Raw genomic sequence first — 14,026 nt, forward strand, 5'->3', positions numbered from 1 at the left:
CGGCCGCCCTCCCGGGGGGTGACGCGGTTACTGCTTGTGCGCGGCCCAGGCGTGCTGGATGACCAGGTCCGCCTTGAGCTCGGTCAGCTGGGTGGCCACCGCCGACGGCGCGGTGCCGCCGCGGCCGTTGCGGGAGGCGAGGGCGCCCTTGACGTTGAGGACCGTACGGACCTCCGGCGTCAGGTGCTCCGAGATCTTGGAGAACTGCTCGTCCGTGAGCCCGTCCAGCTCGATGCCGAGCGCCTCGCACTCCTTGACGCACTCGCCGGCCACCTCGTGCGCGACCCGGAACGGCACGCCCTGCTTGACCAGCCATTCCGCGATGTCCGTCGCGAGCGAGAAGCCCGCCGGAGCCAGCTCCTCCATCCGCTCGCGGTTGACGGTGAGCGTCGCCATCATGCCGGTGAAGGCGGGCAGCAGGACCTCAAGGGTGTCGCAGGAGTCGAACACCGGCTCCTTGTCCTCCTGGAGATCGCGGTTGTACGCGAGCGGGAGGGCCTTGAGGGTGGCGAGCAGGCCGGTCAGGTTGCCGATCAGGCGGCCGGACTTGCCGCGCGCCAGCTCCGCGATGTCCGGGTTCTTCTTCTGCGGCATGATCGACGACCCGGTGGAGAAGGCGTCGTGCAGCGTCACGAAGGAGAACTCCTTCGTGTTCCAGATGATGATCTCCTCCGCGATCCGGGACAGGTTGATCCCGATCATCGCGGTGATGAAGGCGAACTCGGCGACGAAGTCACGGGAGGCCGTGCCGTCGATGGAGTTGCCGACCGAACCCCGCTCGAAGCCGAGGTCCGCGGCGACCGCCTCCGGGTCCAGGCCCAGCGAGGAGCCGGCCAGGGCGCCGGAGCCGTACGGGGAGACGGCGGTGCGGGTGTCCCACTGGCGCAGCCGCTCCGCGTCCCGGGACAGGGACTGCACGTGGGCCAGTACGTGGTGGGCGAACAGCACCGGCTGCGCGTGCTGGAGGTGCGTGCGGCCCGGCATGGCCACGTCGGCGTGCGCCTCGGCGAGCCCGACCAGCGCGTCCTGGAGGTCGGCGAGCAGGCCGCCGACGATCCGCGCGTGGTCGCGCAGGTACATCCGGAAGAGGGTGGCCACCTGGTCGTTGCGGGACCGGCCGGCCCGCAGCTTGCCGCCGAGGTCGGCGCCGAGCCGCTCCAGCAGGCCGCGCTCCAGGGCGGTGTGCACGTCCTCGTCGGCGATGGTGCCGGTGAAGGAGCCGTCGGCCACATCGGCTTCCAGCCGGTCCAGCCCGGCGATCATGCGGTCGAGCTCGTCGGCCGTGAGCAGGCCCGCTTTGGCGAGGACCCGCGCGTGGGCGCGGGAGCCGGCGATGTCGTACGGCGCGAGGCGCCAGTCGAAGTGGACGGACGCGGACAGCTTGGCCAGGGCCTCGGCCGGACCGTCGGCGAACCGGCCGCCCCAGAGCCGGACGTCACCGTTGTTGCTGCTCACAGCTACTGCTCCTCAAGAGTGGGGGTACGACCGGCTCCCTGTCGCGGAGGAAACAGGGAGCCGGTCTTCGTACTGCGTGGAACGACTCGGCTCAGCCGAGGTCGCGGCGCGCGGCGATCTTCGACGACAGGCCGAAGATCTCGATGAAGCCCTGGGCCTTCGACTGGTCGAAGGTGTCGCCCGAGTCGTAGGTCGCCAGGTTGAAGTCGTACAGCGACTCGTCCGACTTGCGGCCGGTGACGACGGCGCGGCCGCCGTGCAGCGTCATCCGGACGTCACCGGTGACGTGCAGGTTGGCCTCGTCGATGAAACCGTCCAGGGCCCGCTTGAGCGGGGAGAACCACAGGCCGTCGTAGACCAGCTCGCCCCAGCGCTGCTCGACCTGCCGCTTGTAGCGGGCCAGCTCGCGCTCGACCGTGACGTTCTCCAACTCCTGGTGGGCGGTGATCAGGGCGATCGCGCCCGGAGCCTCGTACACCTCGCGGGACTTGATGCCGACGAGGCGGTCCTCGACCATGTCGATCCGGCCGACGCCCTGGGCGCCCGCGCGCTCGTTGAGCTGCTGGACGGCCTGGAGCACGGTGACGGGCCTGCCGTCGATGGCGACCGGGACGCCCTCCTTGAAGGAGATGACGACCTCGTCGGCCTCGCGGGGGGTCGCCGGGTTCGCGGTGTACTCGTAGACGTCCTCGATCGGGGCGTTCCAGATGTCCTCCAGGAACCCCGTCTCGACGGCGCGCCCGAAGACGTTCTGGTCGATGGAGTACGGGGACTTCTTGGTGGTCGCGATCGGGAGGTCCTGCTGCTCGCAGAAGGCGATGGCCTTGTCGCGCGTCATCGCGTAGTCGCGGACCGGGGCGATGCACTTGAGGCCGGGGCCGAGGGCGGCGATGCCGGCCTCGAAGCGGACCTGGTCGTTGCCCTTGCCGGTGCAGCCGTGGGCGACGGTCGTCGCGCCGTGCTTCTCGGCGGCGGCGACGAGGTGCTTGACGATCGCGGGCCGGGAGAGCGCCGAGACGAGCGGGTAGCGGTCCATGTACAGGGCGTTCGCCTTGATCGCCGGGAGGCAGTACTCCTCGGCGAACTCGTCCTTGGCGTCCGCGACCTCGGCCTCGACGGCGCCGCAGGCGAGCGCGCGCTTGCGGATGACGTCGAGGTCCTCACCGCCCTGGCCGACGTCCACGGCGACGGCGATGACCTCGGCGCCCGTCTCCTCGGCGATCCAGCCGATGGCGACGGAGGTGTCCAGGCCGCCCGAATAGGCGAGTACGACGCGCTCGGTCACGGTCTTCTCCTCACGGTGCGATCGGCGATAGGCATAACTATGCACTGCTCCGTATGTTTCGTCAATCGAGCCCGGGGGCGCCGGGGTCTGTGCCGGGGCCTGGTGGGTGAGGGACCGGCCTGTCTGCGGGGTGCGGGGCGGTGGCCGTCGTAGCGTCTGGGGCGTGCTGCGTACCGCTCTCCTCGCCGGCTCGCTGGTGGTCGGCTGCCTGCTGCCCCACCGCCCGGAGCCGTTGCCCGCCCGCCTCGCCGACACCGGCGGGGGCAGTCAGCTCATCGTCGCCGTCGCGCCCTCGGCGGGCTCCACTGCCGGGTGGCTGACCTGGTGGGACCGGCGCGCGGGCCGGTGGTACGAGGAGGGGCGGGCGCCCGCGCGGTTCGGGGCGAACGGGCTGGCCGAGGGTGCGAGCCGGGTCCAGGGGACCAACACCACCCCGGCCGGGCTGTACGACCTCCCGTACGCCTTCGGTGTCGCACACGCCCCCGTGAACACGCGGTACCCCTACCGCCGGGTGACGGACCGCTCCTGGTGGTGCCAGGACAACGCCTCGGGCCGCTACAACCGCTGGGTGGAGCCGCTGCCGGCCGACTGCGCGCCCGGCGAGGCGGAACACCTGGCCGGGTACGGGGAGCAGTACGCGCACGCCCTGGTCATCGGCTTCAACTACGAGCGGCCGGTACGCGGCCGCGGCGCGGGCATCTTCCTGCACGTCAACGGCAAGGGCGCGACGGCCGGCTGCGTGTCCGTCCCGGTGCGGGCCATGCGGGCGGTGCTGCGCTGGGCGAACCCGCGCAGGCACCCGCACATCGTGGTCGGCACGGAGTCCGGACCACTGGCCGTGACGCGCTACTAGGACGGCCCGGTCCCGTCAGCTTTCCTTCTGTGCCAGCCGCAGCAGGTGGTCCGCGAGGGCCTGGCCGCCCACCGGATCACGGCTGATCAGCATCAGGGTGTCGTCGCCGGCGATGGTGCCGAGGATCGACCGCAGTTCCGCCTGGTCGATCGCCGAGGCCAGGAATTGGGCCGCACCCGGCGGGGTGCGCAGGACCACGAGGTTCGCGGAGGCCTCCGCCGAGATCAGCAGTTCCCCGGAGAGGCGCCGCATGCGCTCCTCCTTCGCCGACTCGCCCAGCGGGGCCTGCGGGGTGCGGAAGCCGCCCTCGCTGGGGACCGCGTAGATCAGCTCGCCGCCCGTGTTGCGGATCTTCACCGCGCCCAGCTCGTCGAGGTCGCGGGAGAGCGTCGCCTGGGTGACGCTCAGCCCGTCGTCGGCGAGCAGTTTGGCCAGCTGGCTCTGCGAGCGGACCGGCTGCCGGTTGAGGATGTCCACGATCCGGCGGTGGCGGGCGGTGCGGGTCTGCGGGACGGACGGGCCGCCCCCGGAGTCCGTCTGGGAGGACCCCCAGGACTCGTGTTCCTGCGCCTGACTCATCGTCGTCTCATTCCCCGGTTCGTCCGTCCCCGTTGGCCTCGTCGGACGCGGCCTGGGCCGCGTCGAGCACGCCGGGCAGCGCCCGGACGAACGCGTCCGCCTCGGCCTCGGTCAGTACGAACGGCGGCATGAGCCGTACGACGTCGGGGGCGGGCGCGTTGACCAGGAAGCCGGCGTCCTGAGCCGCCTGCTGCACCAGCGGTGCGAGCGGCCCGGTCAGCACGATACCCAGCAAAAGGCCCGCCCCACGGACATGGGAGACCAGCTCGTGCCCGGTGCCCTCGATTCCGGAGCGCAGCCGCTCCCCGCGCGCCTTGACCCGCTGCAGCAGTCCGTCGGCGGCGATGGTGTCGATGACGGCGAGTCCGGCGGCGCAGGCGACCGGGTTGCCGCCGAAGGTGGTGCCGTGCTGCCCGGGCCGGAGCAGGTCGGCGGCCGGGCCGAAAGCGGCGACCGCGCCGATCGGCAGGCCGCCGCCCAGCCCCTTCGCGAGCGTGACGAGGTCGGGCTCCACGCCCTCGTGGGCCTGGTGCTCGAACCACTGGCCGCAGCGCCCGATGCCGGTCTGCACCTCGTCGAGGACGAGCAGGGTCCCGGTGGCCCGGGTGATCGCGCGGGCGGCCGTCAGGTAGCCGGCCGGGGGTACGACGACGCCGTTCTCGCCCTGGATCGGCTCGATCACCACCAGCGCGGTCTCCTCGGTGACGGCGGCCCGCAGGGCCTCCACGTCACCGTAGGGGACGTGGGTGACGTCGCCGGGCAGCGGCCGGAACGGGTCCTGCTTCTTGGGCTGGCCGGTGAGCGCGAGCGCGCCCATGGTCCGGCCGTGGAAGCCGCCGTCGGTGGCCACCATGTGGGTGCGCCCGGTCAGCCGGCCGATCTTGAACGCGGCCTCGACGGCCTCGGCGCCGGAGTTGCAGAAGAAAACACGGCCGGGGCGGCCGAAGATCTGGAGCAGCCGCTCGCCGAGCGCGAGCACCGGCTCGGAGGCGTACAGGTTGGAGACGTGGCCGAGGGTGGAGACCTGCTCCGTCACCGCGGCGACGACCGCCGGGTGCGCGTGCCCGAGGGCGTTGACGGCGATGCCGCCGACGAAGTCGGTGTACTGCTTGCCGTCCGCGTCCCAGACCTGTGCGCCTTCGCCGCGGACGAGGGCCAGCGCCGGGGTGCCGTAGTTGTCGGTCAGCGCTCCCCGCCAGCGGGCCGCGTAGTGCTCGTTGCCGGTCGTGCCGGTCATTGGGGTTCCCCTCCCTGTGGGTCGGGCACGACCATGGTGCCGATGCCCTCGTCCGTGAAGATCTCCAGCAGGATCGAGTGCGGGACCCGTCCGTCGATCACGCGAGCGGTGCTCACTCCGCCGCGCACGGCGTGCAGGCAGCCCTCCATCTTGGGCACCATGCCGCTCGACAGCTCGGGCAGCAGCTTCTCCAACTGGCTCACCGTCAGCCGGCTGATGACCTCGTCGCTGTGCGGCCAGTCCGCGTACAGGCCCTCGACGTCGGTGAGGACCATCAGCGTCTCGGCGCCGAGCGCCGCGGCGAGCGCGGCGGCCGCCGTGTCGGCGTTGACGTTGTACACGTGGTGGTCGTCGGCGCTGCGCGCGATGGAGGAGATCACCGGGATCCGGCCGTCCGCCAGCAGGGCCTCGATCGCGCCGGTGTCGATGGCGGTGATCTCGCCGACCCGCCCGATGTCGACGCGTTCGCCGTCGATCTGCGGGCTGTGCTTGGTGGCGGTGATGGTGCGGGCGTCCTCGCCGGTCATGCCGACGGCCAGCGGCCCGTGCTGGTTGAGCAACCCCACCAGCTCGCGCTGGACCTGACCCGCCAGCACCATCCGTACGACGTCCATCGCCTCGGGGGTGGTGACGCGCAGGCCCGCCTTGAACTCGCTGACCAGGCCCTGCTTGTCGAGCTGGGCGTTGATCTGGGGGCCGCCGCCGTGCACCACGACGGGCTTCAGGCCGGCCTGGCGCAGGAAGACGACGTCCTGCGCGAAGGCCGCCTTGAGGTCCTCGTCGATCATGGCGTTGCCGCCGAACTTGATGACGACGACCTTGCCGTTGTGCCGGGTGAGCCAGGGCAGTGCCTCGATGAGGATCTGCGCCTTGGGCAGCGCGGTGTGCTTGCGCGCGGTTCCGGCGCCGGGCTGTCCGGCCTTGTCGCCGCTCATGAGCTGTACGCGCTGTTCTCGTGGACGTACTCGGCGGTCAGGTCGTTGGCCCAGATGACCGCGGAGTCGGAACCGGTGGCCAGGTCAGCGGTGATGCGGACCTCGCGGTCCTTCATCGAGACCAGGTCCCGGTCCTCGCCGACGCTGCCGTTCTTGCAGACCCAGACGCCGTTGATGGCGACGTTCAGCCGGTCGGGGTCGAAGGCGGCCTTGGTGGTGCCGATCGCGGAGAGCACCCGGCCCCAGTTGGGGTCCTCGCCGTGGATGGCGCACTTGAGGAGGTTGTTGCGGGCGATGGACCGGCCGACCTCGACCGCGTCGTCCTCGTTCGCCGCGCCGATGACCTCGATGCGGATGTCCTTGCTCGCGCCTTCGGCGTCGCCGATCAGCTGGCGGGCGAGGTCGGCGCACACCGTCCGTACCGCCTCCGCGAACGCCGCGTACGCGGGCACCTGGCCGGAGGCCCCGGAGGCCAGCAGCAGCACCGTGTCGTTGGTGGACATGCAGCCGTCGGAGTCGACCCGGTCGAAGGTGGTGCGGGTGGCGGCGCGCAGCGCCTTGTCGAGGGTGGCGCTGTCCAGGTCGGCGTCGGTGGTGAGGACGACGAGCATGGTGGCGAGGCCCGGGGCGAGCATGCCCGCGCCCTTGGCCATGCCGCCGACCGTCCAGCCGCCGCCGTCCCCGGCGGTGACGACGGCCGTCTTGTGGACGGTGTCGGTGGTCTTGATGGCGATGGCGGCGGCCTCGCCGCCGTCGGCGGAGAGGGCGGCCGCCGCCGCGTCGATGCCCGGGAGCAGCTTGTCCATGGGGAGCAGGACGCCGATCAGCCCGGTGGAGGCGACGGCGATCTCGCCGGCGTTGTGCTCGCCGCCGAGTACGCGGGCCACGCGTTCGGCGGTGGCGTGCGTGTCCTGGAAGCCCTTGGGGCCGGTGCAGGCGTTGGCGCCGCCGGAGTTGAGGACCACCGCGCTGACGGCGCCGCCGCGCAGCACCTGCTCGGACCAGTGGACGGGGGCGGCCTTGACGCGGTTGGAGGTGAAGACGCCCGCGGCGGCCAGACGCGGCCCGTTGTTGACCACGAGGGCCAGGTCCGGGTTGCCGTTCGCCTTGATTCCCGCGGCGATGCCCGCCGCGGTGAACCCCTGTGCTGCCGTGACGCTCACTGCATCTCCTTGGTCGTGGTGGCTGCGGGGGCGTCGCTCACGGAGCGACTCCGACCGCGGTGAGCCCGAGCTGCTCGGGCAGCCCGAGGGCGATGTTCATGCTCTGCACCGCGCCGCCGGCGGTGCCCTTGGTGAGGTTGTCGATGGCGCTGATCGCGATGATCCGCTGGGCGGAGGCGTCGTACGCGACCTGGATCTGCGCGGCGTTGGAGCCGAGGACGGACTGGGTGGCCGGCCACTGCCCCTCGGGCAGGAGGTGGCCGAAGGGCTCGTCGGCGTACGCCTTCTCGTACGCGGCGCGCACCGCGTCGGCGGTGGTACCGGGGACGGCCTTCGCGGAGCAGGTGGCGAGGATCCCCCGGGCCATGGGCACCAGGGTGGGGGTGAAGGAGACCGACACCCGCTCTCCCGCGAGCGGGCTCAGGTTCTGCACCATCTCGGGGGTGTGCCGGTGGCCGCCGCCCACCCCGTACGGGCTGACGGAGCCCATGACCTCGGAGCCCAGCAGGTGCGGCTTGAGCGCCTTGCCGGCGCCGGAGGTACCGGTGGCGGCGACGATCACCGCTTCGGGTTCTGCGAGGCCGGCCGCGTACGCCGGGAAGAGGGCGAGGGAGACGGCGGTCGGGAAGCAGCCGGGGACCGCGATGCGCTTGGCCCCCTCCAGCGCGGCGCGGGCGCCGGGGAGTTCGGGCAGCCCGTACGGCCAGGTGCCGGCGTGCGGCGCCCCGTAGAAGGCGTCCCAGTCGGCGGGGTCCTTCAGCCGGTGGTCGGCGCCCATGTCGATGACGAGCACGTCGTCGCCGAGCTGCGCGGCGACGGCGGCGGACTGGCCGTGCGGCAGCGCGAGGAACACCACATCGTGCCCCGCCAGCACCTCGGGCGTGGTCGCCTCCAGCGTCCGGCCGGCGAGCGGCACGAGGTGCGGCTGGAGCGCGCCGAGGAGCTGCCCCGCATTGGTGTTGCCGGTCAGCGCGCCGATCTCCACCTCGGGGTGCGCGAGGAGCAGGCGCAGCACTTCTCCGCCCGCGTACCCGCTCGCTCCGGCCACCGCTACACGTACCACCATCGGACCTCCTCCTCGATGGCATGACTATACGGCCCCCCGCAGTTTTATGCAAAGCTCTTCCATGCCTCGCCGGACGGCCGCTGAGGGACGGTGTCCCGGTCAGCCCCGGCGTGCACGGAACGCGGCGGCCTTGGTGCGGTTCTGGCAGGCGGTGGAGCAGAACTGCCGGGCCGCGTTGCGGGAGGTGTCGACGTACACGCGGTCACAGCGGTCGGCCCGGCACACTCCGAGCCGGCCCGCGAGGCCGCCGCCCACCGCCAGGGCCAGCGCGGTCGCGCAGCTGGCGCTGCAGCCCGCCGCGAACGAGTCGTTCGCCCCGTGGAAGTGCACCTGCCAGGGCTCGCCCTCGGCGCGGTCCAGCCGGGGCCGGGCCGCCGTGTCGCACAGCAGGGCGTTCACGGCCCCCGCGGCGGCGTCCGGCTCGCCGTCCTGCACGGCTCGGAACACCTCGCGCATCCGCCGGGCCGTCCCCACCAGGTACCGCACCTGCTCGGCGTCGATGTCGCGCGGCAGGGACGCGGCGGCGCGTCCCACGGCGGCGTCGATCACCTCCGGCAGTTCCGCGGCGGGCGGTGCGGTGTAGGGGCGACCGCGCGCCTCGCCGTCGGTCAGCGCGTTCACGAGCGACACGGCCTGGTCCAGCAGTACCGCGACGTGACTGTCGAACATCACTTGACCAGTCACTCCTTCCATGGCTAGCGTCTCGATGACTGACATTATCCGGTTCGACAGTTACGCGAGGGGTGGCGGACATGCCGCGGACCGTATGGCTGCTGGTGGTGGCGCGGGCGATCAACCGGCTCGGCGCCTTCTCGCTGCCCTTCCTGACCGTCCTGATCAGTACGGATTTCGGCGCGAGCGCCACCACGGCCGGCCTGCTCTCCGCCGCCTTCGGGCTCGCGACGATCCCCTCCCGGCTGGCCGGCGGCCGGCTCGCGGCCCGGCTCGGACGCCGCCGCACGATCGTGCTCGGCCTCACGGGATGCGCCGTCGCCCAGTTGGGCATCGCCGCCGCCGGCTCCCTGGCCGCGGTGGCGGCCTGCGCGATCCTGCTCGGCCTGGCCTTCGAGCTGTACGAGCCGCCGAGCCAGGCGATGATCGCCGACGCAGTCGGGCCCGCCGAGCGGGTGCGCGCGTTCAGCCTGCTGGGCGCCGCCCTCGCCGCCGGCGGCACCGGCGCCGGACTGATCGCGGCGGCCCTGGGGCGGTGGGACCTGCGCTGGCTGTTCGTCGCCGACGCGCTCACCTGCCTGGCCTGCGCCCTGATGCTGCGCCTGGCGCTGCCCGCCGACCGCCCCGGCGGCACGGCCGCCCGGACCGCCGACCGCGAGGAGCCGGTCCGGCCGTGGCGGGACGGGGCGCTGTGGGCCGTCTTCGCGGCCGGGACCGGCTTCGCGCTGGTCTCCATGCAGATCGTGGTCGCGCTGCCGCTCACCCTCGGCCGCACCGGCTTCGCCCCGGCCGACGCGGGACTGCTGTTCACCGCCTCGGCCGTGACCGTCGTCGCAGCCCAGCCCGCGCTGCGCCTGCGCCGGCTCGCCGCGCTGCCCGACTCCGCGGTCCTCGCCCTCGGCTACGTGCTGATGGCGGCCGGGCTGGCCGGTTACGCGGTGGCGCACGCCCTGCCCGGGTTCCTGGGGGCCACCGTCGTGTGGAGCCTGGGCGACCTGCTCATCCTCGGCCGGGCGTTCAGCGTCGTGGCGGGACTCGCGCCGCCGGGCGGTATGGACCGCTACCTCGCCGGCTACGGCATCAGTTGGGGCATCGCCACCACCGCCGCCCCGGTCACCGCCACCCAGCTGCTCGCCCACGCCGGGGTCACCGCCCTGTGGGCCGGCACGGCGGCCTTCTGCCTCGCCCTCGCCGCCGCCCAACTCCTCGTGGTCGGCCCGCTCGTCGCCCGCGCGGTGCGGCCCCGCACGGCGACGGCCCCGGCCGCCGTACGGGCCGGCTCCGGCCTGCCCGGCTGACCGCGGGGACGCCGAGATGCAGCGCACCCCGTTCGGACGCACACTGGGCATGGCCCCCGCCGGTGCGGCCGGCCGAGCCAGGCGGAGTTCCTTCGGGTCCCCATGGGGAGGCTCTCGTGCTCTTCGCAGCCCTGTGCGTACCTGTTCTGATGATGCTGTTCCTGATCGGGATGGGCGCCTTCGAAGACCTCGTCTCCCGGCCGGCGCCCGAGCCCGTGGAGGTGGCCGCCGAGCAGGCCCCCGAGGTGTGACCCTCAGCCCAGCGGGTGGCGGACCCAGACGTTCGGTTCGACGTAGACCGCGTGGTCGTGGTCCGGTTCGCAGTGGACGGGAACCAGCGCCCCGGGCACCCGCACCGGTCCCGGCGCGTCGAACGGCAGGCCCGTCCACTCCCGCCACTGCGCCGTGGAACCGCTGATCGTCATGGACAGCGGGGCCACCGAGTCGATGACGGCCCCCGCCCGCACGTGGACCCGCAGCCACGGGTCGTACGGCAGCCCGTCCGCGCGGGTCCGGAACGCGTACTCCCCCATCGGGGTGTCCGGTTCGGCCGGCTTCCCGGTCGGCCGTACGGGCGCCACCACCTCCACGAACCCGTGCGCGCGGGCGTTGTCCCGCATGGCGGTGAGCAGCCGGCCGGACAGGCCCCGCCCCTGCCGGCCGGGGGCGACCGAGATCTCGATCGCGCTGACCGTGTCCGGCTCCACCGCGCCCCGCCGGTCCGCGAAGGCCCACATCAGGACCTGGTCCCAGCCCCGCGCGGGCAGCGCCCCGGCACGGCCCTCCGCATGCAGGGCGAAGGGCACGCTGAACGCCCGGGCGACCACCTCGTCGCCGTCCGTGGCGATGAACACGTACTCCGCCAGCTCCGCCACCATCCACGGGTACAGCAGCGCGGAGACGGGGTCGTGGGCGGCGAACGCGGGCCAGGGGTTTTCCATGTCCCAGAGGCGGTCGGTGAGTTCGGGCCGCTGCGCGAGCATGGTGATCAGTATGCCGGTCATTCACCGGAGGATAGTGCTGTGACCGGGAAGGTCTGCCGGGCGCCGCGACCCGGTGGACCTTTCCGGTCACGGCACCAGATCGCGGACGGCGCGGGGCTCAACCGCTCTGCGGCGGCCGCGTTCAGGGCATTCGGCCCAGGACGTCCCGCAGCCGCCTGACCGCCTCCGTCAGTTCGGCCGCCGCCGCGACCCCGGCGAAGCTGAGCCGGACGTACGGACCCGGCGGTTCCGCGCAGAAGTAGGGCCGGCCCGGGGCGACCGCCACACCGGCCCGCAGCGCGGCCGCCACGAAGGCGGCGTCGTCGCCCTCCCCCGGCCGGACCCACAACTGGTAGCCCCCGCGCGGCAGGTGGGGCAGCTCCAGCGCGGGCAGCTCACGGCGCAGTGCGCCCGCGAGCACGTCCCGGCGGTGGCGCAACTCGGCGGCGACGGCCCGCAGGTGGCGCGGCCAGGCGGGGGCGCCGACCAGTTCCAGGGCGGCCTCCTGGAGCGGGCGGGGCACGAAGAAGCTGTCCACGACCTGAATGGCGCGCAGCCGGTCCAGCACCGGTCCCCGGGCGGCCAGCGCCCCCACCCGCATGCTGGGCGAGGTCACCTTGGTCAGGGACCGTACGTGGACCACCACCCCGTCCTCGTCCTCGGCGGCGAGCGTGGCGGGCAGCGGTCCGGCGTCCTCGTGGGCCAGCGCCCGGGCGTAGTCGTCCTCGACCACGAAGGCCCCGGCGGCCCGCGCGATCCGCAGCACCTCGCCGCGGCGGGCCGCCGACAGCACCGCGCCGGTCGGGTTCTGGAACAGCGGCTGGCATACGAAGACCCGCGCGCCCGTCGCCTCGAAGGCGGCGGCCAGCAGCTCCGGCCGGACCCCTTCGGAGTCGACCGGGACCGGCACGGGCCGGCACCCCGAGGCGCGGGCGATCGCCAGCAGGCCGGGATAGGTCGGCGATTCCACCAGGATCGGCGCCCCGGGCGGCGCCAGCGCCCGCAGCGCGGTGGTCAGCGCGCTCTGCCCGCCCGCGGTGATCAGGACGTCGGCGGCGGTCAGGGCCCGGGCCGCGCCGCCGATGTCCCGGGCGAACCAGTCGCGCAGCTCGGGCAGCCCCTCCACCGGCGTCCGCCCCCACGCCCCGGGCCGGCGCCCGGCCCGGGCCAGGGCCGCCGCCATGGCCCGCTCGGGCTGGAGCGAGGGGTGCAGGTAGCCGCTGTGCAGCTCGATCACCCCGGGCGGCGGCGCCGCCAGCGTCACCAGCACCCCGGAGGCGTCGACGGAACGCGGTACGACGTCCCCGGCGCCCTCGGCGGTGAGGGCGACCTCCTGCCACGAGGTGTCCCCGGGCGCGGGGGCCGACGTACGGGGCAGCGCGCGGAACGCCCCGGCGCCGGGCCGGGTGACCACGAGCCCTTCCGCGGCGAGCTGGGCGAGGGCCCGGGAGACGGTGACCGGGCTGACCCGGTAGCGCTCCACCAGGGCGCGACTCGACGGCAGCTTCCCACCTGCCGAGTAGCGGTTCAGTTCCGCCCGCAAGGATTCTGCCAAGGCGGCCACACTGCTACGCTCGTACATGACAGCACACAATAGCGCTACTCTCTCCTCCCCGATAGCGGTCCGGGGATCGGCGAGGGGCGGAACCGCGCTGGCCGCGCTCGGCGTCACCATGTTCTCCCTGACCTTCCCCGGCACCGCCTGGGGGCTGGAAAGCTTCGGCCCCTGGTCGCTCGTCGCCCTGCGCGGCGTCCTCGCCGCCGTGGTGGCCGGCGGCTTCCTGCTCGCCCTTCGGGTACCGCTGCCGGCCCGGGAGCACTGGACGGGGCTGCTGGTCGTCGCGGCCGGGGTCGTCGTCGGCTTCCCGCTGCTGACCACCCTGGCGCTCCGGACCTCCACCACCTCGCACGCCGCCGTGGTGGTGGGGCTGCTGCCGCTGACCACGGCGGCGGTGTCCTCGCTGCGCACCGGGGCCCGGCCCTCCGGCCGGTTCTGGGCCGCGGCCGTCGCCGGGGCGGCGGTCGTCCTCGGATTCACCCTCGGCCAGAGCGGCGGCTCCCTCTCGGCCGGCGACCTGTACCTGTTCGGGGCGCTGCTGGTGTGCGCGGCCGGTTACACCGAAGGCGGCCGGCTGGCGCGGGTGCTGCCCGGCTGGCAGGTGATCGGCTGGGCGCTGGTGCTGTGCCTGCCCGTCGGGCTGGCCGGCTCGGCGGCCGGGCTCGCGTACGAGCCGGTGCACCTGAACTGGCACGGCGTCGCCGGGCTGGTCTGGGTGGCGGCGGGGTCGTCCTTCTTCGGCCTGTACGTCTGGTACCGGGGCATGGCGGAGATCGGCGCCGTCCGGGCCAGCCAGCTCCAGCTCGCCCAGCCGCTGCTGACACTGGTCTGGTCGGTCGCCCTGCTGGGCGAGCGGCTGTCACCGGCCGCGCCGGTGGCCGCCGGCGCGGTCCTGGTCTGCATCGCCGTGACCCAACGGGTCAAATAGGGACCTGTCGGCCT

14 protein-coding genes are annotated in these 14,026 nt (G+C 73.5%); 4 read left to right on the forward strand and 10 right to left on the reverse strand.

Annotation, left to right across the window (positions count from 1 at the left end; all coding sequences use genetic code 11):
* Positions 1-27: 27 nt before the first annotated feature.
* Positions 28-1,455 (reverse strand): argininosuccinate lyase, encoded by a 1,428-nt coding sequence (gene argH, locus ACZ4M3_RS27220; protein WP_467736898.1) that lies wholly within the window; start codon positions 1,453-1,455, stop codon positions 28-30.
* Between the two features lie 91 nt (positions 1,456-1,546).
* Positions 1,547-2,740, reverse strand: a complete 1,194-nt coding sequence (locus ACZ4M3_RS27225; RefSeq protein ID WP_467736900.1) for an argininosuccinate synthase — start codon at positions 2,738-2,740, stop codon at positions 1,547-1,549.
* 163 nt (positions 2,741-2,903) lie between these two features.
* Between ACZ4M3_RS27225 and ACZ4M3_RS27230 the strand changes: the two genes are divergently transcribed.
* Positions 2,904-3,593 (forward strand): L,D-transpeptidase family protein, encoded by a 690-nt coding sequence (locus ACZ4M3_RS27230; protein WP_467736902.1) that lies wholly within the window; start codon positions 2,904-2,906, stop codon positions 3,591-3,593.
* Between the two features lie 15 nt (positions 3,594-3,608).
* Here ACZ4M3_RS27230 and ACZ4M3_RS27235 read toward each other — a convergent pair whose 3' ends face one another.
* The 6 genes from ACZ4M3_RS27235 to ACZ4M3_RS27260 form a co-directional block, all read right to left on the reverse strand.
* Complete coding sequence (locus ACZ4M3_RS27235) at positions 3,609-4,172, reverse strand: arginine repressor (RefSeq protein ID WP_467736904.1); 564 nt, start codon at positions 4,170-4,172, stop codon at positions 3,609-3,611.
* Between the two features lie 7 nt (positions 4,173-4,179).
* Positions 4,180-5,409, reverse strand: a complete 1,230-nt coding sequence (locus ACZ4M3_RS27240; RefSeq protein ID WP_467736906.1) for an acetylornithine transaminase — start codon at positions 5,407-5,409, stop codon at positions 4,180-4,182.
* A complete protein-coding gene (argB, locus tag ACZ4M3_RS27245; protein ID WP_467736908.1) occupies positions 5,406-6,344 on the reverse strand; it encodes an acetylglutamate kinase in 939 nt (312 codons plus the stop codon). Before argB ends, ACZ4M3_RS27240 begins: the two co-directional genes overlap by 4 nt.
* Positions 6,341-7,507 carry a bifunctional glutamate N-acetyltransferase/amino-acid acetyltransferase ArgJ gene (argJ, locus tag ACZ4M3_RS27250; RefSeq protein WP_467736910.1) on the reverse strand — a complete coding sequence of 389 codons (1,167 nt, stop codon included), beginning with the start codon at positions 7,505-7,507 and terminating at the stop codon, positions 6,341-6,343. Before argJ ends, argB begins: the two co-directional genes overlap by 4 nt.
* Before the next feature lie 37 nt (positions 7,508-7,544).
* Entirely contained in the window at positions 7,545-8,573 is a 1,029-nt protein-coding gene (gene argC / locus ACZ4M3_RS27255; RefSeq protein WP_467736912.1) for an N-acetyl-gamma-glutamyl-phosphate reductase, read from the reverse strand.
* 99 nt (positions 8,574-8,672) lie between these two features.
* Complete coding sequence (locus tag ACZ4M3_RS27260) at positions 8,673-9,242, reverse strand: CGNR zinc finger domain-containing protein (RefSeq protein ID WP_467737046.1); 570 nt, start codon at positions 9,240-9,242, stop codon at positions 8,673-8,675.
* Positions 9,243-9,325: 83 nt separating this feature from the next.
* Here ACZ4M3_RS27260 and ACZ4M3_RS27265 point away from each other — a divergent pair, with 83 nt between their 5' ends.
* The gene (locus ACZ4M3_RS27265; RefSeq protein WP_467736914.1) at positions 9,326-10,543 is read left to right on the forward strand and encodes an MFS transporter; all 1,218 of its coding nucleotides are present in this window, start codon (positions 9,326-9,328) and stop codon (positions 10,541-10,543) included.
* A gap of 116 nt (positions 10,544-10,659) precedes the next feature.
* Positions 10,660-10,794 (forward strand): hypothetical protein, encoded by a 135-nt coding sequence (locus ACZ4M3_RS27270; protein ID WP_467736916.1) that lies wholly within the window; start codon positions 10,660-10,662, stop codon positions 10,792-10,794.
* 3 nt (positions 10,795-10,797) lie between these two features.
* On the opposite strand, the gene ACZ4M3_RS27275 is transcribed toward ACZ4M3_RS27270, so the two are convergent.
* A complete protein-coding gene (locus tag ACZ4M3_RS27275; RefSeq protein WP_467736918.1) occupies positions 10,798-11,547 on the reverse strand; it encodes a GNAT family N-acetyltransferase in 750 nt (249 codons plus the stop codon).
* Positions 11,548-11,668: 121 nt separating this feature from the next.
* On the reverse strand, positions 11,669-13,108 hold the full coding sequence (locus tag ACZ4M3_RS27280) for an aminotransferase-like domain-containing protein (RefSeq protein WP_467736920.1): 1,440 nt from the start codon (positions 13,106-13,108) through the stop codon (positions 11,669-11,671).
* Between ACZ4M3_RS27280 and ACZ4M3_RS27285 the strand changes: the two genes are divergently transcribed.
* A complete protein-coding gene (locus ACZ4M3_RS27285; RefSeq protein ID WP_467736922.1) occupies positions 13,107-14,012 on the forward strand; it encodes a DMT family transporter in 906 nt (301 codons plus the stop codon). The genes ACZ4M3_RS27280 and ACZ4M3_RS27285 overlap by 2 nt on opposite strands.
* Positions 14,013-14,026: the final 14 nt, after the last annotated feature.

The organism is Streptomyces sp. NPDC026522, assembly GCF_055567555.1.

Bases quoted from the DNA above. Each gene is read 5' to 3' on its own strand.
- ACZ4M3_RS27285 (WP_467736922.1), top strand. From the start codon at position 13,107: ATGACAGCACACAATAGCGCTACTCTCTCCTCCCCGATAGCGGTCCGG.
- ACZ4M3_RS27280 (WP_467736920.1), bottom strand. From the start codon at position 13,108: ATGTACGAGCGTAGCAGTGTGGCCGCCTTGGCAGAATCCTTGCGGGCG.
- ACZ4M3_RS27265 (WP_467736914.1), top strand. From the start codon at position 9,326: ATGCCGCGGACCGTATGGCTGCTGGTGGTGGCGCGGGCGATCAACCGG.
- ACZ4M3_RS27275 (WP_467736918.1), bottom strand. From the start codon at position 11,547: ATGACCGGCATACTGATCACCATGCTCGCGCAGCGGCCCGAACTCACC.
- argB (WP_467736908.1), bottom strand. From the start codon at position 6,344: ATGAGCGGCGACAAGGCCGGACAGCCCGGCGCCGGAACCGCGCGCAAG.
- ACZ4M3_RS27235 (WP_467736904.1), bottom strand. From the start codon at position 4,172: ATGAGTCAGGCGCAGGAACACGAGTCCTGGGGGTCCTCCCAGACGGAC.
- argC (WP_467736912.1), bottom strand. From the start codon at position 8,573: ATGGTGGTACGTGTAGCGGTGGCCGGAGCGAGCGGGTACGCGGGCGGA.
- ACZ4M3_RS27260 (WP_467737046.1), bottom strand. From the start codon at position 9,242: ATGTTCGACAGTCACGTCGCGGTACTGCTGGACCAGGCCGTGTCGCTC.
- ACZ4M3_RS27240 (WP_467736906.1), bottom strand. From the start codon at position 5,409: ATGACCGGCACGACCGGCAACGAGCACTACGCGGCCCGCTGGCGGGGA.